The 19,918-nt window shown below is 72.8% G+C and carries 22 protein-coding genes; 12 read left to right on the forward strand and 10 right to left on the reverse strand.

Translation table 11 applies throughout. From position 1 onward, the window contains the following. Nucleotides 1–20 precede the first annotated feature (20 nt). From LBW97_RS00190 to LBW97_RS00200, 3 genes are all read left to right on the forward strand, one after another. Complete coding sequence (locus LBW97_RS00190) at nt 21–599, forward strand: helix-turn-helix domain-containing protein (RefSeq protein WP_224497387.1); 579 nt, start codon at nt 21–23, stop codon at nt 597–599. 117 nt (nt 600–716) lie between these two features. After that, nucleotides 717–881 carry a hypothetical protein gene (locus LBW97_RS00195; protein ID WP_224497388.1) on the forward strand — a complete coding sequence of 55 codons (165 nt, stop codon included), beginning with the start codon at nt 717–719 and terminating at the stop codon, nt 879–881. Further along, on the forward strand, nt 881–1,276 hold the full coding sequence (locus LBW97_RS00200) for a hypothetical protein (protein ID WP_224497389.1): 396 nt from the start codon (nt 881–883) through the stop codon (nt 1,274–1,276). The genes LBW97_RS00195 and LBW97_RS00200 overlap by 1 nt, the downstream gene beginning before the upstream one ends. A 3-nt stretch (nt 1,277–1,279) precedes the next feature. On the opposite strand, the gene LBW97_RS00205 is transcribed toward LBW97_RS00200, so the two are convergent. Continuing rightward, nucleotides 1,280–2,086, reverse strand: coding sequence for an AraC family transcriptional regulator (locus LBW97_RS00205; protein ID WP_224497390.1), 807 nt, complete (start codon nt 2,084–2,086; stop codon nt 1,280–1,282). 50 nt (nt 2,087–2,136) lie between these two features. On the opposite strand from LBW97_RS00205, the gene LBW97_RS00210 reads away from it, so the two are divergent. Beyond that, complete coding sequence (locus LBW97_RS00210; protein WP_224497391.1) at nt 2,137–2,592, forward strand: DUF2000 domain-containing protein; 456 nt, start codon at nt 2,137–2,139, stop codon at nt 2,590–2,592. A gap of 1 nt (nt 2,593) precedes the next feature. Here LBW97_RS00210 and LBW97_RS00215 read toward each other — a convergent pair whose 3' ends face one another. Genes LBW97_RS00215 through LBW97_RS00225 form a run of 3 tightly spaced genes read right to left on the reverse strand, consistent with a single transcriptional unit; the run spans nt 2,594 to nt 8,081 of the window. Continuing rightward, nucleotides 2,594–2,920: a Rieske (2Fe-2S) protein gene (locus LBW97_RS00215; RefSeq protein ID WP_224497392.1), complete on the reverse strand. Its 327-nt coding sequence runs from the start codon at nt 2,918–2,920 to the stop codon at nt 2,594–2,596. Next, a complete protein-coding gene (gene nirB / locus LBW97_RS00220; RefSeq protein WP_224497393.1) occupies nt 2,917–5,472 on the reverse strand; it encodes a nitrite reductase large subunit NirB in 2,556 nt (851 codons plus the stop codon). The genes LBW97_RS00215 and nirB overlap by 4 nt, the downstream gene beginning before the upstream one ends. Continuing rightward, on the reverse strand, nt 5,472–8,081 hold the full coding sequence (locus tag LBW97_RS00225; protein WP_224497394.1) for a molybdopterin oxidoreductase family protein: 2,610 nt from the start codon (nt 8,079–8,081) through the stop codon (nt 5,472–5,474). The genes nirB and LBW97_RS00225 overlap by 1 nt, the downstream gene beginning before the upstream one ends. A gap of 145 nt (nt 8,082–8,226) precedes the next feature. On the opposite strand from LBW97_RS00225, the gene LBW97_RS00230 reads away from it, so the two are divergent. The 6 genes from LBW97_RS00230 to LBW97_RS00255 all read left to right on the forward strand — a co-directional run bounded on the left by LBW97_RS00230 (nt 8,227) and on the right by LBW97_RS00255 (nt 12,886). Beyond that, the gene (locus tag LBW97_RS00230) at nt 8,227–9,021 is read left to right on the forward strand and encodes a TetR/AcrR family transcriptional regulator C-terminal domain-containing protein (RefSeq protein WP_224497395.1); all 795 of its coding nucleotides are present in this window, start codon (nt 8,227–8,229) and stop codon (nt 9,019–9,021) included. 119 nt (nt 9,022–9,140) lie between these two features. Then, nucleotides 9,141–9,914, forward strand: coding sequence for a DUF2382 domain-containing protein (locus LBW97_RS00235; protein WP_224497396.1), 774 nt, complete (start codon nt 9,141–9,143; stop codon nt 9,912–9,914). 56 nt (nt 9,915–9,970) lie between these two features. Continuing rightward, nucleotides 9,971–10,564: a hypothetical protein gene (locus tag LBW97_RS00240; protein WP_224497397.1), complete on the forward strand. Its 594-nt coding sequence runs from the start codon at nt 9,971–9,973 to the stop codon at nt 10,562–10,564. Between the two features lie 79 nt (nt 10,565–10,643). Next, nucleotides 10,644–11,306 (forward strand): GNAT family N-acetyltransferase, encoded by a 663-nt coding sequence (locus LBW97_RS00245; RefSeq protein WP_224497398.1) that lies wholly within the window; start codon nt 10,644–10,646, stop codon nt 11,304–11,306. A 20-nt stretch (nt 11,307–11,326) separates the two neighbouring features. Then, nucleotides 11,327–12,223, forward strand: a complete 897-nt coding sequence (locus LBW97_RS00250; protein WP_224497399.1) for an alpha/beta hydrolase fold domain-containing protein — start codon at nt 11,327–11,329, stop codon at nt 12,221–12,223. Nucleotides 12,224–12,235: 12 nt separating this feature from the next. Then, entirely contained in the window at nt 12,236–12,886 is a 651-nt protein-coding gene (locus tag LBW97_RS00255) for a class I SAM-dependent methyltransferase (RefSeq protein ID WP_224497400.1), read from the forward strand. Here LBW97_RS00255 and LBW97_RS00260 read toward each other — a convergent pair. Beyond that, nucleotides 12,873–13,502, reverse strand: coding sequence for a LysE family translocator (locus LBW97_RS00260; protein ID WP_224497401.1), 630 nt, complete (start codon nt 13,500–13,502; stop codon nt 12,873–12,875). The two genes, LBW97_RS00255 and LBW97_RS00260, sit on opposite strands and share 14 nt — an antisense overlap. 78 nt (nt 13,503–13,580) lie before the next feature. Here LBW97_RS00260 and LBW97_RS00265 point away from each other — a divergent pair, with 78 nt between their 5' ends. Then, complete coding sequence (locus LBW97_RS00265; protein ID WP_224497402.1) at nt 13,581–13,862, forward strand: DUF1905 domain-containing protein; 282 nt, start codon at nt 13,581–13,583, stop codon at nt 13,860–13,862. Here the strand turns inward: LBW97_RS00265 and arfB are convergent. From arfB to LBW97_RS19680, 5 genes are all read right to left on the reverse strand, one after another. Further along, nucleotides 13,859–14,299, reverse strand: a complete 441-nt coding sequence (arfB, locus tag LBW97_RS00270; protein ID WP_224497403.1) for an alternative ribosome rescue aminoacyl-tRNA hydrolase ArfB — start codon at nt 14,297–14,299, stop codon at nt 13,859–13,861. The genes LBW97_RS00265 and arfB overlap by 4 nt on opposite strands. 23 nt (nt 14,300–14,322) lie before the next feature. After that, a complete protein-coding gene (locus LBW97_RS00275; protein WP_224497404.1) occupies nt 14,323–15,336 on the reverse strand; it encodes a phosphotransferase in 1,014 nt (337 codons plus the stop codon). A gap of 41 nt (nt 15,337–15,377) precedes the next feature. After that, entirely contained in the window at nt 15,378–15,875 is a 498-nt protein-coding gene (yidD, locus tag LBW97_RS20555) for a membrane protein insertion efficiency factor YidD (RefSeq protein WP_224497405.1), read from the reverse strand. A gap of 158 nt (nt 15,876–16,033) precedes the next feature. Next, complete coding sequence (locus tag LBW97_RS00285; protein WP_224497406.1) at nt 16,034–16,891, reverse strand: SDR family oxidoreductase; 858 nt, start codon at nt 16,889–16,891, stop codon at nt 16,034–16,036. A gap of 101 nt (nt 16,892–16,992) precedes the next feature. After that, nucleotides 16,993–17,118 carry a hypothetical protein gene (locus tag LBW97_RS19680; protein WP_255600030.1) on the reverse strand — a complete coding sequence of 42 codons (126 nt, stop codon included), beginning with the start codon at nt 17,116–17,118 and terminating at the stop codon, nt 16,993–16,995. A gap of 152 nt (nt 17,119–17,270) precedes the next feature. Between LBW97_RS19680 and LBW97_RS00290 the strand changes: the two genes are divergently transcribed. Further along, entirely contained in the window at nt 17,271–19,811 is a 2,541-nt protein-coding gene (locus tag LBW97_RS00290) for an RNA helicase (RefSeq protein WP_224497407.1), read from the forward strand. Nucleotides 19,812–19,918: the final 107 nt, after the last annotated feature.

Below are 19,918 nucleotides of genomic sequence, written 5' to 3' on the forward strand. Positions count from 1 at the left end.
CGAAGTGGCAAACTGCTCGCGTGACCGACGACGACGTCCTGCAGAACGTGGGCCCGCGGCTGCGCGCGCTGCGCCAGGAGAGCGGCGCGACGCTGGCCGACCTCTCGACGACGACCGGGATCTCGGTGAGCACCCTCTCCCGGCTGGAATCCGGGCAGCGCCGGCCCACGCTGGAGCTCCTGCTGCCCCTGGCACGGGCGCACGGCGTCGCCCTGGACGACCTCGTCGACGCGGCGGCTCCCGAGGATCCGCGGGTGCACGGGCGTCCGATCGAGCGCGACGGCGCCACGATGGTGCCGCTGACGAAGCAGTCCGGCGGCCTGCAGGCCTACAAGTACGTCTGGCCGCCGCGCTGGCGGACCGACTCCACCGAGCAGCAGGTCCACGACGGCTACGAGTGGCTGTACGTGCTCTCCGGGCGGGTCCGGCTGCTGCTCGGCCCGCGCGACTTCGTGCTCGGCGCCGGCGAGGTGGTCGAGTTCGACACCCGGGTGCCGCACGCCTTCTCCAACCCGTTCCCCGAGCCGGCCGAGGGGCTCACCCTCTTCGGCCCGCAGGGCGAGCGCATGCACGTGCGCGCCCGGCCGCAAGGGCGTTGACGGGGCAGCGGCAGATGTTCAGCAGCTACGGCACCGATTGTTACCGGTTCGTTGCCGAGACCTGTCATCCTTCGCGGCCCCACCACCTGATGCGTGGGCGATGCGAAGGAGACGCCGATGCCCGAGCGCCACGACCGCACGCCCGAGAGCGCGTCGGTCATCGCCGCGCGTCAGCTGGCCGAGGACGCCCAGCGCCGTCGCAGAGCGCTCGAGGAGCTGCGCCGTCGCTACCGGGGCCGGACGCCGCCCGCCGCGCCCCCGCCACGCGCCGCCGAGGAGTGATGCGGGCCGGTGCCGTGCTGGCCGGCCTGGCGCTCGTCTCCGGCTGCGTGGACGGCGGCACCGCCTGCACCGACATCGGCTGGCACAACGAACTGGTCGTCGAGTTCGCCGAGGGCTGGCCGCCGGTCGAGGGCGGTGTGACGATCGAGTGCCAGCCGGCCTGCTACACCGGGGTGCTGGTGGACCGCGAGGCAGCCACGGTCGACCCCGCGGACGGCGGGCCGGCGACCGCCCTGCTCGACATGACCACCCCGGACTCCGTCGTCGTCCGCGTGCTCGGGCCGGACGGGACGGCGCTGACCGAGGTCGAGGCGGACCTCGACTGGCGCCAGGTCGCCGGCACCGAGGAGTGCGGCGGACCGCACGAGGCGACCGTCGTCGTCCCGGCGCCCTGATCCTCAGCCCGAACGGACGTACGCGGCGGGCGTGGTCCCGAGGAGCCGCCGGAAGTGCCGGGTGAGGTGCGCCTGGTCGTAGAAGCCGGTGGCGAGGGCCACCTCCGCCGGCGGCAGGCCGTCGAGCAGGAGTGACCGGGCGCGGTCGATCCGCCGGCCCACCAGGTAGCGGTGCGGCGGCAGGCCGTGCCTGCGGCCGAACGCGCGCACCAGATGGGTGGGGTGGACGCCGAACTCCGCCGCGGCGTGCTCCAGGGAAACACCCTCGACGAGCCGGGCGTCCAGCAGGTCGCGCAGCCGGTCGGCCAGTGCGTCGTCCCGGATCCCCGGGGCGTCGACGACGTCGCGGTCCAGGTGCTGCCGGAGCCGGTCCAGGACGAACGCGAGCCGGCTCTCCGCCTCCAGCGTCTCGGTGTGCGGCGCGAGCGCGGCGTGCAGCCGGTCGATGCGCGTGCGCAGCAGGCGGTCGGCGAACGCGGGCCGGTCGACGGCGGCGCCCACCCGTTCCGCGCCCAGCGTGTCCGGGTCCAGGTAGAGGACGCGCTTGCGGAAGCCTCCCGGGTACCGCGACCGCCCGTCGTGCGGCACGCCCGGCGGGAGCAGCGTGACCGCGGCCGGGTCGGCGCGGTGGGCGTGCCGGTCCAGGTCGTAGCGGACGGCGCCGTCGTCGACCAGCAGCAGCGTCCAGGTGTCGTGCGTGTGCGGCGGATAGACGTGGTCGGTGAAGCGGGCGTGGAACACCTCGGCCAGCCCGGGCACCGGGGGCCGCCACGCGCGGACCTCCTCCGAGCGCCCCGCCGGACCGGTCACGTCAGGAACGTACAAGAGGTGGGCGGCCGTCCGGGGCCAGGCTGGGCACCATGGAGACGATGCAGGTGCCGCCGCAGGAGTCCGACGAGCCGGGCCCGCCGTGGCCGACCAAGATCGCCGTCGTGCTGCGGGAGGGGCTGCTCCCCTGGCAGGAGCTGAACGTCACCGCGTTCCTGTCGAGCGCGGTCGCCGCCGCCGTGCCGGAGCTGATCGGCCGTCCCTACGAGGACGCCGACGGCACCGCGTACCTGGCGATGATCCGGCAGCCGGTGCTGGTGATGACGGGCTCGGCCGACGTGCTGGCCGCGGTCCGGCTGCGGTCGCTCCAGCGCGGGTTTCCGACGTCGGTCTTCACCGCGGACCTGTTCGCGACCGGCGGTGACGCGGAGAACCGCGCCGCCGTCCGCGCCGTCCCCGGGGCGGACCTGGATCTGGTGGGGATCGCCCTGCACGGCCCGAAGAACGCCGTCGACAAGGTGGTGAAGGGAGCGCGCATGCACCCGTGACTCAGACGTCGACCACCAGCTCGCCCTCGACCTCGCGCACCGGGTAGACGCGGATCGGCGCCGCACCGCTGGTGGAGGTGCCGTCGGACCACCGGTAGGCGTACTGGTGCAGCGGACAGACGAGGACGTCGACGTCCGACTGTCCATCGGCGAGCGGCCCACCGGCGTGCGGGCAGGCGGCCTGGGTGGCGTGCAGCGAGCCGTTCCGCAGCCGGAAGACCGCGACCTGCTCGCTGCCGACGACGAAGGTGCGCCCCTCCCCCATCGGCACGTCGTCGATCCGCCCCACGACCACGCCTGTCGTCGTCGCGACGTCGGTGACGCTCATCGGACCGGCACCTTCGGCAGCGCGATCAGCGGCAGGGCGGGCCGGAACTGGCCGGGTGTGGCCGGTTCCTCGGCGTCCTGGCCCCAGGGATCGGTATAGGCGTCGATCGAGCGCTGGATCCCGGCGTCGAGGTCGGCGCAGATGCCCTCGCTGTCCTCGAGCAGCACCGCCTTGATCTTCTCCAGCCCGACGCGGGGCACGAAGTCGTAGGTGCGCTCCAGCCAGTTGGCGTTCTCGCGGTAGTACTGCATGAACCGTCCGGCCAGCGTCATCACCGCGTCCCGGCCCTCGACGGTCGCGAGCAGGTCGCCCTTGCGCACCGAGGCTCCGGCGGCGCCGCCGATGTAGACCTCCCACTTGCCGCCGCCGACCGCCACGACGCCGACGTCCTTCACGTAGGCCTCGGCGCAGTTGCGCGGGCAGCCCACGACCGCGAGCTTCATCTTCGCCGGGCTCTCGATGCCCTGGAACCGGGTCTCGAGGTCGATGCCGAGCTGGGTGGAGTCGTCCAGGCCGAAGCGGCAGAAGTCCGAGCCGACGCAGGTCTTCACCGTGCGGAAGCTCTTGCCGTAGGCGTAGCCCGAGGGCATGCCCAGGTCGTTCCACATCGCCGGCAGGTCCTCCTTGCGGACGCCGAGCAGGTCGATCCGCTGGCCGCCGGTCACCTTGACCATCGGGACCTCGTACTTCTCGGCCACCTCGGCGATCCTGCGCAGCTGTGCCGGCGTGGTGACGCCGCCCTTCATCTGCGGGACGACGGAGAACGTGCCGTCGCGCTGGATGTTGCCGTGCACGCGGTCGTTGATGAACTCCGCGTCCTTCTCCGGGAGATAGTCGTGCCCCCAGATCATCTTCAGCAGCGAGGTGAGGCCCATCTTCGACTTGGCGTCGTCCTTGCCGTCCGGCGCGAGCACGGCGAAGACGGCGGAGACGCTGCGCAGGTCGTGCTCGCGGATGGCGCGCATCAGCTCGGGCTTCGGCATCGGGATGCCCGGCACGTAGTAGGAGGCGGCCGGGTCCTCGGCGAGGTCGCCGTCGGCAGCCCACTCCACGATCTGCTTGACCAGCGACTTGCAGGAGCCGCAGCCCTTGCCGGCGCGGGTGCGGTCCATGACCTCGCCGACGCTGCCGCAGCCGCCGGAGACCGCGCCGCAGATGTCGCCCTTGGAGACGCCGTTGCAGTTGCAGACCTGGGAATCGTGCGGCATGTCGGCGACCCCGACCTCCTCCGCGCCGTCGGAGAGGTCGACCAGCAGCCGGATCCGCTCCTCGGGCAGCGGGGCGCCGCGGTCGAAGGCCTGGGTCAGGAAGGCGACCTTGCGGGTGTCGCCGAGCAGCGTGGCGCCGACCAGCTTGTCGTCGCGGATGACGACGGAGAGGTGCACGCCGCGCTTGGGCTCGGTGATGACCAGGAACTCGTCCTCGTCGCGCTGCGGGGTGTTGATGCCCATGGTGGCGACGTCGACGCCGGCGACCTTGAGCTTCGTCGCCGTCCGGCTGCCGTGGTACTCGGCGTGGGGGTTCGTGCCGGTGAGGACGTCGGCCAGCACCTTGGCGTGCTCCCAGGCCGGGGCGACCAGGCCGTAGACCGAGCCGCGGTGCTGGGCGCACTCGCCGATGGCGTAGACGTCGGGGTCGTCGGTGCGCAGCTGGTCGTCGACGATGATCGCGCGCTCGACCTCCAGGCCCGAGCGGACGGCGACGTCGGTGTGCGGGCGGACCCCGGCGGCGACGACGAGCAGGTCGCAGTCCAGCCGGCGGCCGTCCTTGAGGATCACCCCTGTCACGTGGCCCTCGGCCGTCTCCCCGCCCAGCACCTCGCTGGCCAGGATGTCGAGGTGGACGGTGATCCCGAGCTCCTCGACGCTCTTCTTGAGGATCGCGCCGGCCTCTGCGTCGAGCTGGGCGTTCATCAGCCACGGCATCGCGTGCACGAGCTCGACCTGCATCCCGTGGCCCTGCAGCGCGCGGGCCGCCTCCAGGCCGAGCAGCCCGCCGCCCATCACGACCGCGCGGGTGCAACGGCTGGTGGCCTCGAGCAGAGCGCGGGTCTCGTCGATGGTGCGGAAGCCGTAGACGCCGTCGAGCAGCTCGCCGTCGTCCTTGCGGACGCCGTTCATCGGCGGGATCCACGAGTAGCTGCCGGTGGCGAGCACCAGGTGGTCGTAGCCGGTGACGCTGCCGTCGGCGGCGTGCACCTGCTTGGCGGCGGTGTCGATCCGCTCGACGCGGACGCCGGCGCGCAGGTCGATGCCGTTGTCGGAGTACCAGTCGTGGGAGTTGAGCACGATGTCGTCCTCGTGCGACTCCCCGGCCAGGACCGGGCTGAGCATGATCCGGTTGTAGTTGCCGTGCGGCTCGTCGCCGAAGATGGTGATGCGGAACTGCTCGCCGCCACCGCGCTCGAGGATCTCCTCCACCAAGCGGGCGCCGGCCATGCCGTTGCCGACGACGACGAGACGGCCGCGGGGATCGAGGTCGTCGTCCAGGTGCAGGGTGCTGGTACCGGCCAGCCGGGCGCCCAGGACTGCGCGGCTCGGGGTCATCGTCATCAGACCTCCACCAGACCCAGGTCGATCACGATCTCGCCCGTGAGGCCCTCGGGGCCCGCGGCGTGCAGCTCGACCACGGAGCCGCCGGGCAGATCCTCGACCACCCGGAGCGGCACGTGGGTGTCGCCCTTGGCGCCGATCGGGAACCAGCGCACCGGCTCGCCGTCGCGCAGGAGCAGCACGTAGACCAGCTCGCCGGTGGCGTTGCCGCCGCGGAAGTACAGCGCCTGGGCGCTGCACCCCGCCGGCACCGTGTACTTCAGCGCCGGGTCGAGCGGCCCGGGCTTGGACAGCCCCTCGCCGGTGATCGGGAAGACGCCTTGCAGGAAGCGGGGTGTGCTCTTCACAGGGGTTCTCCTGGCGGTCGGCGGGTGGGGCACGGTGCGGGACGGCGGGTGCGGCAGGGGCGCGGTCGGGATGCGGTGGTCGGCGGGCCGTGGCTGGGTCGCGGCGGGCGGCGGTGGGACGCGTTCCTCCGGGCCGCCGACCCGGGTGATGGCGACGGCGCAGACCTTGAAGGCGGGCATCTTCGACGTCGGGTCGAGCGCGTCGGCGTCGGTGAGCGCGTTGGCGTTGGCCCCGCCGCCCCAGTGGAAGGGGACGAAGACGACGTCGGGCCGGATCGTGTCGGTGACCTGGGCGTGGAAGCGGGCGCGGCCGCGGCGGGTGACCAGCTCCACGGCGTCGTCCTGCTCGATGCCCAGCCGTCGCGCGAGATCCGGGTGCAGCTCGGCGCGCGGGGTGGGGGCGACCATCTGCAGACTGCGCGACCGGCGGGTCTGGGTGCCCGACTGGTACTGCGCCAGCACGCGGCCGGTGGTGAGGACGAAGGGGTACTCGGCGTCGGGCCGCTCGTGCGCGTCGACGTGCTCGACGCGGAGGAAGCGGGCCCGGCCGTCGGGGGTGGCGAACCGCTCGGCGAACAGCCGTGGCGTGCCGGGGTGGGCCTCGTCGGGGCAGGGCCAGAAGACGCCCTGCTCCTCGTCGATGCGGGCGTAGCTGATGCCGGAGTAGTCGGCCGTTCCGCCGGCGCTGGCCCGGCGGAGCTCCTCGAAGACGCTCTCCGGGTCGCCGCTGAACTTGTCGCCCGAGCCGAGGCGCGCGGCGAGATCGGCGAGCAGCTGCAGGTCGTCGTGGATGCCGTGCGGTGGGTCCAGGGCCCGGCGACGGCGGATGACCCGGCCCTCGACGTTGGTCATCGTCCCCGCCTCCTCCGCCCACATCGCGCTGGGCAGGACGACGTCGGCGAGCTCGGCGGTCTCGGAGAGGAAGAAGTCGCTGACGACGAGGAAGTCCAGGTCCTTCAGCCGGCTGATGACCCGTCGCGCGTCGGGGGCGGAGACGGCGACGTTGCTCGCGAGGACCAGCAGCGCGCGGACGCCGCCGTCGGTGCCGAGCGCATCGAGCAGCTCGAAGGCGCTCTTCCCCGGCATCGGCAGGTCGTCGGGGTCGATGCCCCAGACGGCGGCGACGTGCGCGCGGGCGGCAGGGTCCTTCAGCGAGCGGTAGCCGGGCAGCTGGTCAGCCTTCTGGCCGTGCTCGCGGCCGCCCTGCCCGTTGCCCTGGCCGGTGACGGTGCCCCAGCCGCTCCCCCGCCGTCCGGGAAGGCCGAGCGCGAGGGCCAGGTTGATCCACGCCTGCGCGGTGTCGGTGCCGCTGCGGTGCTGCTCGGCGCCGCGGGCGGTCAGGATCATCGCCTTCTCGGCGCGGGCCAGGGCGAAGACGGTGCGGCGCTGCTGCTCGACCGGAACGCCGGTGAGCCGCTCGACGCGGTCGGGCCAGTAGGCGGCGACGCCGGCCTTGACGGCCTCGAAGCCGGAGGTGCGCGTGGCGATGTAGTCGTCGTCGACCAGGCCCTCGGCGATCGCGATGTGCAGCAGCCCGTTCGCCAGCGCCAGGTCGGTGCCCGGCAGCCCCTGCAGGTGGAGAGCCGCGTTGCGGGCGGTCGCGGTGCGCCGGGGGTCGACGACGATGTGCTGCGCTCCGCGCTCGCGGCCGGCGTCGAACCACTGCATCGCCGGGGGCATGGTGTCGGCCGGGTTGCTGCCCACCAGGACGACGACGTCGGCCTCGGCGATGTCGGCGAGCGGGAACGGCAGGCCGCGGTCGAGGCCGAAGGCGCGGTTGGCCGCGCCGGCGGCCGAGGACATGCAGAAGCGGCCGTTGTAGTCGATGGCGGAGGTGCGCAGCGAGACGCGGGCGAACTTGCCGAACTGGTAGGCCTGCTCGTTGGTCAGTGACCCGCCGCCGAAGCAGCCGACGGCGTCGAGTCCGTGCGTGGTCTGGGTGCGGCGGATGGCCGCGACGACGACGTCCAGCGCGGCGTCCCACGTGCTCTCCACCAGCGGGCTGGTGCGGTCGCCGGGAACGGCGCGGACCAGCGGGCGGGTGAGCCGCTCCGGGTGGTCGAGCAGCTCGGTCGAGGACCAGCCCTTGGAGCAGAGGCCGCCGCGGTTGGTCGGGAAGTCCAGCGGAACCAGGGTCGCCGGCCGGTCCCCGGCGGTCACCGCCATTCCGCACTGCAGCGAGCAGTAGGGGCAGTGCGTATTGGTCGTCCGCGTGCCCCGCACGCCGGGGGCGGCGGTGGAGGGCGAGGCGGTGGCGGGCATGACGACGAGAGTGCGTCGTCGGCATTTCCCGACGTCGACCTCGGCGTCAACGCTGGGTTCCGTTCACCTCACACGGGGGCGGGTGCGCCTGTGCGGAGCCCGGCCCAGCAGGATGGGCCGACGACGAGTCGATGCGGGAGCAGTGATGACCGAGCCGGACGAGACCGCAGACCCCGACAGCCCCGAGGGACGCGGGGGCGCCGCGAGCGTGATGCCGGCGGCTGCGCCCGGATCGGGCCGCGGTGCGCTGGACCGGCGCAGAATCCTCGGCGCCGCCATCGAGTACATCGACGCCAACGGCCTGAACGCCCTGACGATGCGCCGTCTCGGCGCCCACCTCGGGGTGGAGGCCATGGCCCTCTACCGCTACGTGCCCGGGCGGGAGCAGCTGCTCGACGGGGTGGTCGAGTCGGTCATCGACGAGCTCTACGGCGACCCCGACGTGCACCTGGGCGCCGCCCACGGGTGGCAGGACTACCTGCAACGGCTCGCGCACGGGGTCCGGCGGATCGCGCTGGCCCACCCCGAGGTGTTCCCGCTGGTGGCCACCCGACCCCCGGCCGCGCCGTGGGTCCGGCCGCCGCTGCGGAGCCTCCGCTGGGTGGAGTCCTTCCTCGTGGCGCTGATCGACAGCGGGTTCACCGAGGAGTCCGCGGTCGCCGCGTACCGGGCCTACTCGAGCTTCCTGCTCGGGCACCTGCTGCTGGAGGTGTCGCAGAAGGGCGTGAAGATCAGCCCGCAGGACGAGCCGGAAGGTGTGCCGGAGGCGATGACGGGAACAGACCTCGGCAACTATCCGACGGTCGTCCGCCTGGAGGAGCTGCTCTCCCTGGACGAGTCGGCGGCGGAGTTCGAGGAAGCGCTGGAGAACCTCCTCGGGCGGCTCGAGGTGGTCCTCCGCGAGGGCCGGTCGCCGCGTCGCGGGGATCCGCGGACCTAAACGCGACATAGCGCTGTTTACAGCGTAAATCGTCGGGCATGGCCTGGAACGGCGCGCGACCGGGAGGACGTCCCGGCGACGCGAGAACCGTCCAGACCCCACCCCCGCGAGGAGCGCACATGATCACCGAACAGCAGATCAGCACCGTCATCGGCAGCACCGCCGTCGGCCGCGACGGCAAGCTCGGCACCGTCGGCGAGGTCTACCTCGACGACGAGACCGGTCGTCCCGAGTGGGCCACCGTGCGCACCGGCCTCTTCGGCACCAAGGAGGCCTTCGTCCCGCTCGCCCAGGCCGACATCACCGGTGACGAGCTGCGGCTGCCCTACGACAAGGACAAGGTCAAGCAGGCGCCGCACGCCGACACCGACGGCCACCTCTCGCCGACCGAGGAGGCCGAGCTCTACCGCTACTACGGCCTCGAGGGTGGCACCGGCACGACGACCGACACCGCTCGCACCGACACCACGAACGAGCACGGCACCGTCGGCCACGACACCTCCGGCCCGACCACCGACAACGCGATGACGCGGTCGGAGGAGCGCCTGAGCGTGGGCACCCGGTCCGAGGAGGTCGGCCGCGCCCGTCTCCGCAAGTACGTGGTGAGCGAGAACGTCACCGAGACCGTGGCCGTGGCCCGCGAAGAGGTCCGCGTCGAGCGCGAGCCGATCACCGACGCCAACGTGGGCAATGCCCTCGACGGCCCGGCCATCTCCGAGGAGGAGCACGAGGTCACGCTGCACGCCGAGCGTCCCGTGGTCGCCAAGGAGGCCGTCCCGGTCGAGCGGGTCCGCCTGGACACCCAGACCGTCACCGAGCAGGCGACGGTCAACGAGGAGGTCCGCAAGGAGCAGATCGAGCTCGACGCCGACGACGTGACGCGCGGCCGCTGACCTCCGCCCCCTGCTCCATCCCGCACCACAGCTCATCGACGAGGAGAACCACCCACATGTCCGCAGCAGGATCCGACGGAGCGCACGCCACCCGTGGCGCCGCCCGTGACGCGCTCGACGCGCAGCACTCCCGCTACGGCGGCATCAAGTGGGGTGCCGCGTTCTTCGGCTGGCTCTCCGCGAACGGTCTGGCCGTGCTGCTGGTCGCGCTGCTCAGCGCAGCCGGCGTGGCGATCGGTCTCACCCAGGGGATCCCGTCCACCGACGAGGCCACCCAGGAGGCCAGCACGATCGGCGTCGTCGGCGGCATCGTCCTGCTGGTGATCCTCTTCCTGGCGTACCTGGCCGGTGGCTACGTCGCCGGCCGGATGTCCCGCTTCGACGGTGCCCGTCAGGGCATCGCCGTGTGGGTCATCGGGCTGCTCGTGGTGATCGCCCTCGCCGTCGCCGGGCTGGTGTTCGGCTCGCAGTACAACGTGCTGCAGCAGCTCAACCTGCCCCGCATCCCGATCGACGAGGGCACCGCGACGACCGGCGGGATCATCGCCCTGGTGGCGGTCCTGCTGGTCACGCTGCTCGGCGCGATCCTCGGCGGCAAGCTCGGCGAGCGTTTCCACCGGAAGGTGGACCGCGCCGGGCTGGACGTCTGACAGACCCGCACCCCGACGGGGGCCGTCCCTTTCCGGGGCGGCCCCCGTTCGCGTGCGGGGGGCGTGGTCGAATTCTCCGGTGACTCCTCCCGGCCCGACCGTCCGCCGGATCGACAACCCGGACGAACCCGGCCCCGATGTGCGGGTGGCCGAGCAGCGCGACGTCCCGGCGATCGCCGCCACGCTCACCGTCGCGCTGGCCGACTCCCGCTGGACCCGCTGGGCGCTGCCCGACGACGGGCGGATGCAGCGGCTGACCCGGCTGCACGAGCTGGACGCCGCTCACCGCGGGGTCGCCACCGGTACCGCGTGGGTGACCGAGGACCTCGACGCCGTCGCCGTGTGGGAACCGCCGGCCGGTGCTGTCGACACCCGGCCGCTGCCTGCTGACGTGCGGGGCGCGCTGGCGAGCGAATTCCCCCACCTCGGCTCCGGCCGGGCCCGGATCGTCGCCGAGACCGAGGCGCTGGTGACGGCGGCGCTGCCCGACGAGCCGCACTGGCGACTGCGGCACCTGGGCGTGCGCCCCTCCTCTCGCCGTCGGGGCCTGGCTGCCGCCGTGCTCGCGCCGGTGCTGGTGCGCTGCGACGCGGAGAAGACGCAGTCCGCCGTCGCCGTGTTCAGCTGGGCCAACGTGCGGTTCCTGCGCGGCTTCGGCTTCCAGCCGACCAGCGAGCTCCGGACGGCGGACGACGAGCTGCCGCTGTGGGTGCTGGTCCGCGAACCGCTCTCGCTGAGCTGATCGTCTCCGAAAGGGATCCCGTGCCGAGCCCCGTCAGCCGTCTGCTGCCCCCGCTGTTCCGTGCGCTCGGCTTCCGGAAGGAGTTCGACTCCCCCGAGGCGATGCTGAAGGGCGTGCAGGACCGGCTGGTGCGGCCGGTCTCCTATGCGCCGCCGCGCCGCCTGCGCTCGGTCGAGATCCGGCGGGACGTCGACTCCGGGACGGGCTGGCCGGTCTACCGGGTGCTGCCGCTGGGACCCATGGCGACCCGCGCCGCGGTGTACCTGCACGGCGGCGCCTGGGTGAACCAGATCCACCCGCTGCACTGGCGCCTGGTCGCCGGACTGGCCGCCCGCAGCCGGACCGTGATCACTGTTCCGATCTACCCGCTCGCGCCGCTGGGGACGGCGGCGACGGTCGTGCCGACTGCCGCCGATCTCATCTCCGGGCTCGTGGACCGGTACGGCGCCGGGAACGTGACCGCCCTCGGCGACTCGGCCGGTGGGCAGATCGCGCTGTCGGCGGCTCTGCTGCTGCGCGACCGGGGCGTGCCGCCGCACCGGACGGTGCTCATCTCCCCCGCGCTGGACCTGACCCTCGACAACCCGGAGATCGACGTCGTCGAGCGGACCGATCCCTGGCTGGCACGCGCCGGGACGCGGGCGGCGATCGAGCTCTGGCGCGGCGACCTGTCGCTGAAGGACCCGCTCGTCAGCCCGCTGTTCGGCGACCTGGCCGGCCTCGGCCCGCTCACCGTGTTCAGCGGCACCCGCGACATCACCAGCCCCGACACCCGACTGCTGGTCGCCCGGGCCCGGGCCGCCGGCGTGACCGTGGACCACCACGAGGAGGCAGGGCTCGTGCACGTGCACGCGCTGCTGCCCGTGCCGGAGGGCCGGCGTGCGCGGCGGGTCATCGCCGACCTGCTCGCCGGCTGACGCGGCGCCGGGATGCAGCCGGAACAGGACGCGGTCCGCGCGGCCTACGATGCCGTCGCCGAGGACTACGCCGAACTCCTCCGGGACGAGCTCGCAAGCAAGCCGCTCGACCGGGCGCTGCTGGCCGCCTTCGCCCAGGAGGTCGCCGGCGGTCCGGTGCTCGACGCGGGGTGCGGACCTGGTCGGATCGCCGGCCACCTCGCCTCCCTGGGCCTGGACGTCGCCGGGATCGACCTCTCCCCCGGCATGGTCGAGGTCGCGCGGCGCCACCACCCTGCGCTGCGGTTCGACGTCGGCACGCTGACGGGGCTGGATCTTCCGGACGCCTCGTTCGGTGGCGTGCTCGCCTGGTACTCGCTGATTCACTTGCGACCGGACGAGCTCCGCCTCGCCGTCTCCGAGCTGGCGCGGGTGCTGCGACCCGGCGGCCATCTGCTGACCGCCTTCCAGGTCGGTTCCGGGACCGTGCGCCTGGACCGGCCGTATGGTCACGACGTCGAGCTGCACGCCACCCGGCTGGACCCCGACGAGGTCGTGACGCTGCTCTCCGACGCCGGGCTCGCCGTCATCGCCAGGACCGTCCGGGAGCCCGAGTCGTGGGAGCAGTCACCGCAGGCGTACCTGCTGGCGCGTTGCCCGAGCTCGATGCTCAGCGGTCGGTGAGCGCCACCCGGACGCCGAGACCGATGAGCACCGTGCCGGTGACCCGCTCGATGGTGGTCCGCACCCGCTCCCGGGAGAGCAGCCGCCCGAGCGCCCCCACCGCCAGGGAGAACATCCGCCACCAGAGCACGGCCACCCCGAGGAAGACCGCCGCGAGCACGCCGGTCGTCGAGGCTGGCTCCCCCGGCGAGACGAACTGCGGGATGAGCGTCAGGAAGATCAGCGCGATCTTCGGGTTCAGCAGGTTGCTCATCAGGCCCTGGCGGAAAGCCGTGCCGCGCGGCGCCGGGACGGCGACTTCCTCCCGCAGCACCGCGGGCTCTCCGGTGCGGCGCCGGGAGTGCCAGAGCGCCATCACGCCCAGGTACACCAGGTAGACCGCGCCGACGAGCTTCAGGACCAGGAAGGCCGTCGACGACGCCGCGAGCAGGGCGGCCAGGCCGACCGCCGACGCCGTGGCGTAGACCGCGATGCCGGCGCAGCAGCCCAGCCCGGTCCACCACGCCGCGCGGGCACCGCCCGCCACCCCGTTCCGCAGGACCAGGGCCATGTCCGGCCCGGGGGTCAACGTCAGCACCGCGACGACGGCGAGGAACGGCAGCAGCTGTGCGGGCACGGCGCCACTGTAGAGAGCGGGCACCCTGGATCAGGCGTCCGGCGATGAGTTCCCAGCGGAGCGCCGGTCGGACCGGGTATGACCGACGCAGCTCCGCTGGACCTGACCTTCACCGCGCCCATCGAGAAGGACGGCGCCTTCCCCACCTACCTGGTGGTGCCCGGCTCCGCCGAGGCGCTCGGGACGCGGCGGGCGGTGAAGGTCACCGGCACCGCGGACGGGCACGAGTTCGCGGCCACCCTGATGCCCTCGGGCACCGGGCCGCACTGGCTGCCCCTGCGTGCGGCGATCTGCACAGCGATCGGCAAGGCCCGGGCCGGTGAGCTGGTGACGGTGCACCTGCAGCACCGGCTGACCTAGTCCCAGGTCCCGCGCTGTTTCTTGAGCTGACCCCGCTGCTTCTTGGCCGTGATGCGGCGCTCCTGCGAGCCCCGCGTCGGCTTGGTGCGGCGGCGGGCGGGCGCCGGCGGCGCCAGCGCGGCGCGCAGCACGGCGGCCATCCGTTCGCGCGCGGCCTGCCGGTTGCGCAGCTGCTGGCGGTGCTCGCTGGCCGCGATGGTCAGGACGCCGTCGACCAGCCGCGAGCCGATCCGGGACGCCAGCCGCGCCCGCTGCGGGTCGGTCAGGCCGGGGATCTCCAGCGGCGTCACCGAGAGCTCCACTCGGGAGTCGGCCGTGTTCACGCCCTGCCCGCCCGGCCCCGACGAGCGGGAGAAGCGCCACGACAACGCGCCCGCCGGCACGACGAGGGAACCGGTGACGGGCAGGTCACCGGAGGCGTCGTCGGTCGCGGACATGCCCCCAGTCTGGCCGACGGCGCTCACGCACCGCGCTCGAGCGTGCCGGGAGCCAGGTGCATCGCCGTCCACCGCGCCACCTGGTCGGCCCACTCCACCCGCTCCTCCGGATGGACGCCGCGCAGGATCCGCCGCCAGGACAGCCCCCGCTGCAGCGGACCGATCCGCAGGGCCAGGCCGCACAGCTCCCGGAGCTCGGCCGCCGTTCCGAAGTCCAGCCACTGGTCGAGGTAGGCGTCGCGCAGGCGGACCAGGGAGGAGTCGCCGTCGGGCAGCTCCAGCACGCGGGCGGCGAAGCGCAGGCTGACCAGGAGCACGACGAACGGGTGGGCGACGGAGGCGTCGCCCCAGTCGAAGAAGCGGTGCCGGCCGTCGTCGACGAACACGTTTCCGTCGTGCAGGTCGTCGTGCTGCACGGACGCCGGGACGCGAGCGCCCGCGAGCTCCTGGCAGGCGCGGGCGTACGCGGCGAGGTCGGCCAGCACGCGGTCCCGATCCACCCGCGCGAGTCCACCCGGTCGGCCGATCTGCTGGGCCTCGTCGTCGGCCAGCAGTTCGGCCACCAGCCCGGGCAGCCGCTCCGGCCGATGGTCGGGGACGCCGAGCTGCACCAGCTCCTCGGCGTGCGGCGCGACCGCGACCTGCAGACGGGCGTGGTCGACCAGCATCGCCTCCCAGGAGGCGACGTCCCCGCCGCCGGCCGCGCGCAGCGTCCCGCCGCCGTCGGGTAAGAGCAGCAGCCGCCGCTCCGGCTCGACCGCCAGGGGCACGAGGACCTGGTCGGGCACCCACCGGGCGAGCGCCTCGGTGAGCACCGGCTCGTGCGCCGAGCCGGGCCCGACCGACTTGAGCCAGACGACGCCGCCGTCCTGCAGCCGCAGCCGGAAGGCGGTCGACCAGGCGCGGACGTGCGGCTGCTCCGGCTCACCTCCGAGGGCCAGGCCGGCGCGGTCCAGTCGGTCGACCGCCCAGTCGAGGGCCGCCCGCCGCCAGGCCGGGTCCGCCCAGGTGCGCACCCCGGTGGTCTCGCTGGTCACCGGGCGACCCTAGGAGACGGCGTCCCCGACCTCGATGCCTTTCAGGCCGGGACCGGGTCCACCCCTCCGGCAGCGCCCGGGCGGCAGCGCACGAGGCGACGCAGCGTCAGCCACGAGCCCCGCAGCGCGCCGTGGGTCTGCAGCACCTCGATCGCGTAGGCCGAGCAGGTCGGGGTGTAGCGGCAGCACGGACGCCGCTTCGGGCTGATCTCGCGCTGGTAACAGCGGACCGCGGAGATGAGCCGGGCCGCGGCGCCGTTGCCCTCCTGCCCGGCGCGGATCGCCGGCAGCGAGCGCGGGGCGACCAGCATCAGCTCCAGGCCGCAGCCCACCGCGTTCGCCAGGCAGCAGCCGGTGTTCAGGAACAGCAGGTCGCGCAGGCACGAGTCGTTGTTGCGCCGTCCGTAGCCCATCGGCGGCCCGTAGCCGCGGCCGTAGCCCGGCCCGTATCCCCCGCCGAAGCCGGGGCCGTACCCGCCGTAGCCACGGCGCGGACGCCGACGTCGGGGACCAAAGCCACCGCTCCAGATGAAGACCATGGCTGGCCAGGTACCGCGCAAGGTTCGCGACCATGCGTGATCTGGACCGCCGCCTTCGCACCGATGACCAGGAGAGCTGATCGTTCTGCGTCCTGGCTCACGACCGGTGGTGAGCCAGGACGCCTGACGATCAGGTCACCTGATCAACAGGGTGCGCCTCAGAGGATGGGCTTGCCGCCGGTGACGGCGACACGGGCCCCCGAGACGTAGGACGCCTCATCGCTCGCCAGCATCACGTAGACCGGCGCCAGCTCAGCCGGCTGCCCGGGGCGCCCCATGGGCACCTGCTGGCCGAAGCTCTCCACCTTGTCCTCGGGCATGGTCGCCGGGATGAGCGGCGTCCAGACCGGCCCCGGGGCCACGCTGTTCGCGCGGATGCCCTTCTCGGCCAGCATCTGGGCGAGCGACGCGGTGAAGTTGGCGATCCCCGCCTTGGTCATCGCGTAGGCGCTGAGGTTCGGGCTCGGGTTGTCCGAGTTCACCGAGGAGGAGTTCACGATCGACCCGCCGGGCGGCATGTGCGGGATGGCGTCCTTGCAGAGGGTGAACATCGCGGACAGGTTCGTGGCCAGCGTGTAGTCCCACTCCTCGTCGGAGATCTCGTCGAGGGAGTCGTGGCTCATCTGGAACGCGGCGTTGTTGACCAGGATGTCGACCTTGCCGAACTCCTCGACGGCCTTCGGGATGATCGTCTTGCAGTGCGCGCGGTCGGAGATGTCGCCGGGCACCAGCACGCACTTGCGGCCGGCCTGCTCGACGTACTTCGCGGTGTCCTGCGCGTCCTCGTGCTCGTTCAGGTACGAGATGAGGACGTCGGCGCCCTCGCGGGCGAAGGCGATCGCGACGGCGCGGCCGATGCCGCTGTCGCCGCCGGTGATGACGGCGGCCTTGCCGGTGAGGCGACCGGAGCCGGAGTAGGTCTCCTCACCGTGGTCCGGCTTGGGATCCATCTCCCCCAGCGTTCCCGGCACGCTCTGCTGCTGGGCCGGCTGGCTCTCGGGGCGGGGTGACGACATGGTGCTCCTCCGTGCGGTGTCCGACCTGCGGCGCGGTCGTCTCCCGCGCCCCGTCGTCCGCCCGCTACCCGGTCACGGGTGGAGGCAACCTGCGCTAGGTGTCAGGCGGCGCGGGCAGCCGGGGCGGCGACGGCCGACACCCAGCGCATCTCGAGCCGACGGCGACCAGCGGCGTCCACGACGGGCACCCAGCGGCACTCCGGACAGTCCTTGATCTCACGCATCATCTCGCTACCTTTCGTTCACCTGCTGTTCACCTTCACACTCCATCGGCGCGAGTGATCCACACCATGAGTGACCGTTATCGTTTCGTTATCCGAGCGGAGTAGGGACGCCCTGCGCGGGAAGCACACCGGCGTCGGGCACGCTGTGCCTCACGATGACCGCCACTCCCCTGCTCGCCGACCCGGCCGACCTCACCGCCCTGCGCAAGCTGGGCGACGACGCCGACGAGCTGTTCGCCTCCTTCGCCGCCTGGGCCGAGTCGAACGGCACCGTGCTGTACCCGGCGCAGGAGGAGGCGCTGATCGAGCTGGTCAGCGGCGCCAACGTCGTCCTCGCCACCCCGACGGGCTCCGGCAAGTCGCTGGTCGCCACCGGCGCCCAGTACGCGGCGCTGGCCGCCGGGCGGCGCAGCTACTACACCGCGCCGATCAAGGCGCTGGTCAGCGAGAAGTTCTTCGCGCTCTGCGGGGTCTTCGGCGCGGCCAACGTCGGCATGCTGACCGGCGACGCGAGCGTGAACCCCGGCGCCCCGATCATCGCCTGCACCGCCGAGGTGCTGGCCAACATCGCGCTGCGCGAGGGCCCGGAGACGGACGCCGGACTCGTGGTCATGGACGAGTTCCACTTCTACGGCGACCCGGACCGCGGCTGGGCCTGGCAGGTGCCGCTGCTCGAGCTGCCCAAGGCGCAGTTCCTCCTGATGAGCGCCACCCTCGGTGACGTCACCTTCCTGCGCGAGGACCTCACCCGCCGCACCGGCCGGCCGACGGCGCTGGTCGCCAACGCCGAGCGCCCGGTGCCGCTGCACCACTACTACGCGACGACGCCGATGCACGAGACGATCCAGGAGTTGCTGGACACCCAGCAGGCGCCGATCTACGTCGTCCACTTCACCCAGGCCTCCGCGCTCGAGCGGGCGCAGGCGCTGATGAGTGTGAACGTGGCGACCAAGGAGCAGAAGGCCGCGATCGGCGACATGATCGGCGGCTTCCGCTTCTCCTCCGCGTTCGGCACGACTCTGAGCAGGCTGGTCCGGCACGGCATCGGCGTCCACCACGCCGGGATGCTGCCGAAGTACCGGCGACTGGTGGAGCAGCTGGCTCAGGCCGGGCTGCTCAAGGTCATCTGCGGCACCGACACCCTCGGCGTCGGCATCAACGTGCCGATCCGCACCGTCGTCTTCTCCGCGCTGAGCAAGTACGACGGCACCCGCACCCGGCTGCTCCAGGTGCGCGAGTTCCACCAGATCGCCGGCCGGGCCGGGCGGGCGGGCTACGACACCGCGGGCACCGTCGTGGTCCAGGCGCCGGAGCACGAGGTCGAGAACCTTAAGATGTTCGCGAAGGTCTCCGACGACCCCAAGAAGCGCCGCAAGCTGGTGCGCAAGAAGGCGCCCGAGGGCATGGTGCCGTGGAGCGAGGCGACCATGACCCGCCTGGTCGAGGGCGAGCCGGAGAAGCTGACCAGCCACATGCGGGTGTCGACGGCGATGCTGCTCGACGTCGTCGACCGCCCCGGTGACCCCTTCGTCGCGATGCGCCGGCTGCTGACCGAGAACCACGAGCCGCGCAAGAAGCAGCTGAAGCTGATCCGCGAGGCGATCGGCATCGCCCGCTCGCTGCTGCAGGCCGGCGTGCTCGAGCGCCTGCCCGTGCCCGAGCCGGACGGCCGCCGCTACGACCTCACCCTCGACCTGCCCGAGGACTTCGCGCTCAACCAGCCGCTGTCGACCTTCGCGCTGGCCGCGATCGACCTGCTGGACGCCGACTCCGACACCTACCCCCTCGACGTCGTCAGCGTCATCGAGGCGACGCTGGACGACCCGCGGCAGATCCTGGCCGCCCAGCTGAACAAGGCCAAGGGCGAGGCCGTCGCGCAGATGAAGGCCGAGGGCATCGAGTACGACGAGCGCATGGAGCTGCTCGAGGAGATCAGCTATCCCAAGCCGCTCGAGGAGCTGCTCGGGCAAGCCTTCGAGATCTACCGGCAGACCAATCCGTGGGCGGCCGACGGGATGCTGTCGCCGAAGTCGGTGGTCCGGGAGATGTGGGAGCGGGCGTTCACCTTCCGGGAGTTCGTGAACACCTACGGGCTCACCCGGTCCGAGGGCGCGGTGCTGCGCTACCTCTCCGACGCGTTCAAGGCGTTGCGCTCCGGAGTGCCTGCGTCCGCGCGGACCGAGGAGGTCACCGACCTCGTCGAGTGGCTTGGCGAGCTGGTGCGCCAGGTCGACTCGTCACTGCTCGACGAGTGGGAGGCCCTGACCAACCCCGACGACGGCGCGGTGGCCGAGGTCGCCGTCCCCGCACGTCCGCGGCCGCTCACCGGCAACGAGCGGGCGTTCACCGCGATGGTGCGCAACGCGCTGTTCCGCCGGGTGGAGCTCTTCGCGCGGCGCCGCTGGTACGACCTGGGCGAGCTGGACTCCGGCTCCGGGTGGAACGCCGACCGGTGGGAGCCGGTCGTGCGCGGCTACTTCGAGGAACACACCGAGGTGCAGACCGGCGCCGACGCCCGCGGCCCCGCGCTGCTGATCGTCGACAAGTCCGAGCCCGGCCTCTGGAAGGTGCGGCAGATCCTGGACGACCCCGAGGGCAACCACGACTGGGGCTTCGACGTGGAGGTGGACCTGGAGGCCTCCGACGAGGAGGGCGCGGCGGTGATCCGGCTCGTCGACGCGGGCCGTCGTGACTGACCGGACGGCTCTGTTCCGGTCGGACCACTGTCTCGGGTGCTGGAACAAGTCAAGTCGGCGCCGGTGATCAGTCCCGGCTGATCAGCCGTGTCCGCAGGCCGCTCCCT

This window comes from Blastococcus sp. LR1 (assembly GCF_020166105.1).
Taxonomy (GTDB): Bacteria; Actinomycetota; Actinomycetes; order Mycobacteriales; family Geodermatophilaceae; genus Blastococcus.

What these genes read in the sequence shown, in the direction of transcription:
- LBW97_RS00195 (WP_224497388.1), top strand. Translation starts at nt 717, where the DNA reads ATGCCCGAGCGCCACGACCGCACGCCCGAGAGCGCGTCGGTCATCGCC.
- LBW97_RS00200 (WP_224497389.1), top strand. Translation starts at nt 881, where the DNA reads ATGCGGGCCGGTGCCGTGCTGGCCGGCCTGGCGCTCGTCTCCGGCTGC.
- LBW97_RS00210 (WP_224497391.1), top strand. Translation starts at nt 2,137, where the DNA reads ATGGAGACGATGCAGGTGCCGCCGCAGGAGTCCGACGAGCCGGGCCCG.
- LBW97_RS00215 (WP_224497392.1), bottom strand. Translation starts at nt 2,920, where the DNA reads ATGAGCGTCACCGACGTCGCGACGACGACAGGCGTGGTCGTGGGGCGG.
- nirB (WP_224497393.1), bottom strand. Translation starts at nt 5,472, where the DNA reads ATGACGATGACCCCGAGCCGCGCAGTCCTGGGCGCCCGGCTGGCCGGT.
- LBW97_RS00225 (WP_224497394.1), bottom strand. Translation starts at nt 8,081, where the DNA reads ATGCCCGCCACCGCCTCGCCCTCCACCGCCGCCCCCGGCGTGCGGGGC.
- LBW97_RS00230 (WP_224497395.1), top strand. Translation starts at nt 8,227, where the DNA reads ATGACCGAGCCGGACGAGACCGCAGACCCCGACAGCCCCGAGGGACGC.
- LBW97_RS00235 (WP_224497396.1), top strand. Translation starts at nt 9,141, where the DNA reads ATGATCACCGAACAGCAGATCAGCACCGTCATCGGCAGCACCGCCGTC.
- LBW97_RS00240 (WP_224497397.1), top strand. Translation starts at nt 9,971, where the DNA reads ATGTCCGCAGCAGGATCCGACGGAGCGCACGCCACCCGTGGCGCCGCC.
- LBW97_RS00255 (WP_224497400.1), top strand. Translation starts at nt 12,236, where the DNA reads ATGCAGCCGGAACAGGACGCGGTCCGCGCGGCCTACGATGCCGTCGCC.
- LBW97_RS00265 (WP_224497402.1), top strand. Translation starts at nt 13,581, where the DNA reads ATGACCGACGCAGCTCCGCTGGACCTGACCTTCACCGCGCCCATCGAG.
- arfB (WP_224497403.1), bottom strand. Translation starts at nt 14,299, where the DNA reads ATGTCCGCGACCGACGACGCCTCCGGTGACCTGCCCGTCACCGGTTCC.
- yidD (WP_224497405.1), bottom strand. Translation starts at nt 15,875, where the DNA reads ATGGTCTTCATCTGGAGCGGTGGCTTTGGTCCCCGACGTCGGCGTCCG.
- LBW97_RS00285 (WP_224497406.1), bottom strand. Translation starts at nt 16,891, where the DNA reads ATGTCGTCACCCCGCCCCGAGAGCCAGCCGGCCCAGCAGCAGAGCGTG.
- LBW97_RS19680 (WP_255600030.1), bottom strand. Translation starts at nt 17,118, where the DNA reads ATGATGCGTGAGATCAAGGACTGTCCGGAGTGCCGCTGGGTGCCCGTC.
- LBW97_RS00290 (WP_224497407.1), top strand. Translation starts at nt 17,271, where the DNA reads ATGACCGCCACTCCCCTGCTCGCCGACCCGGCCGACCTCACCGCCCTG.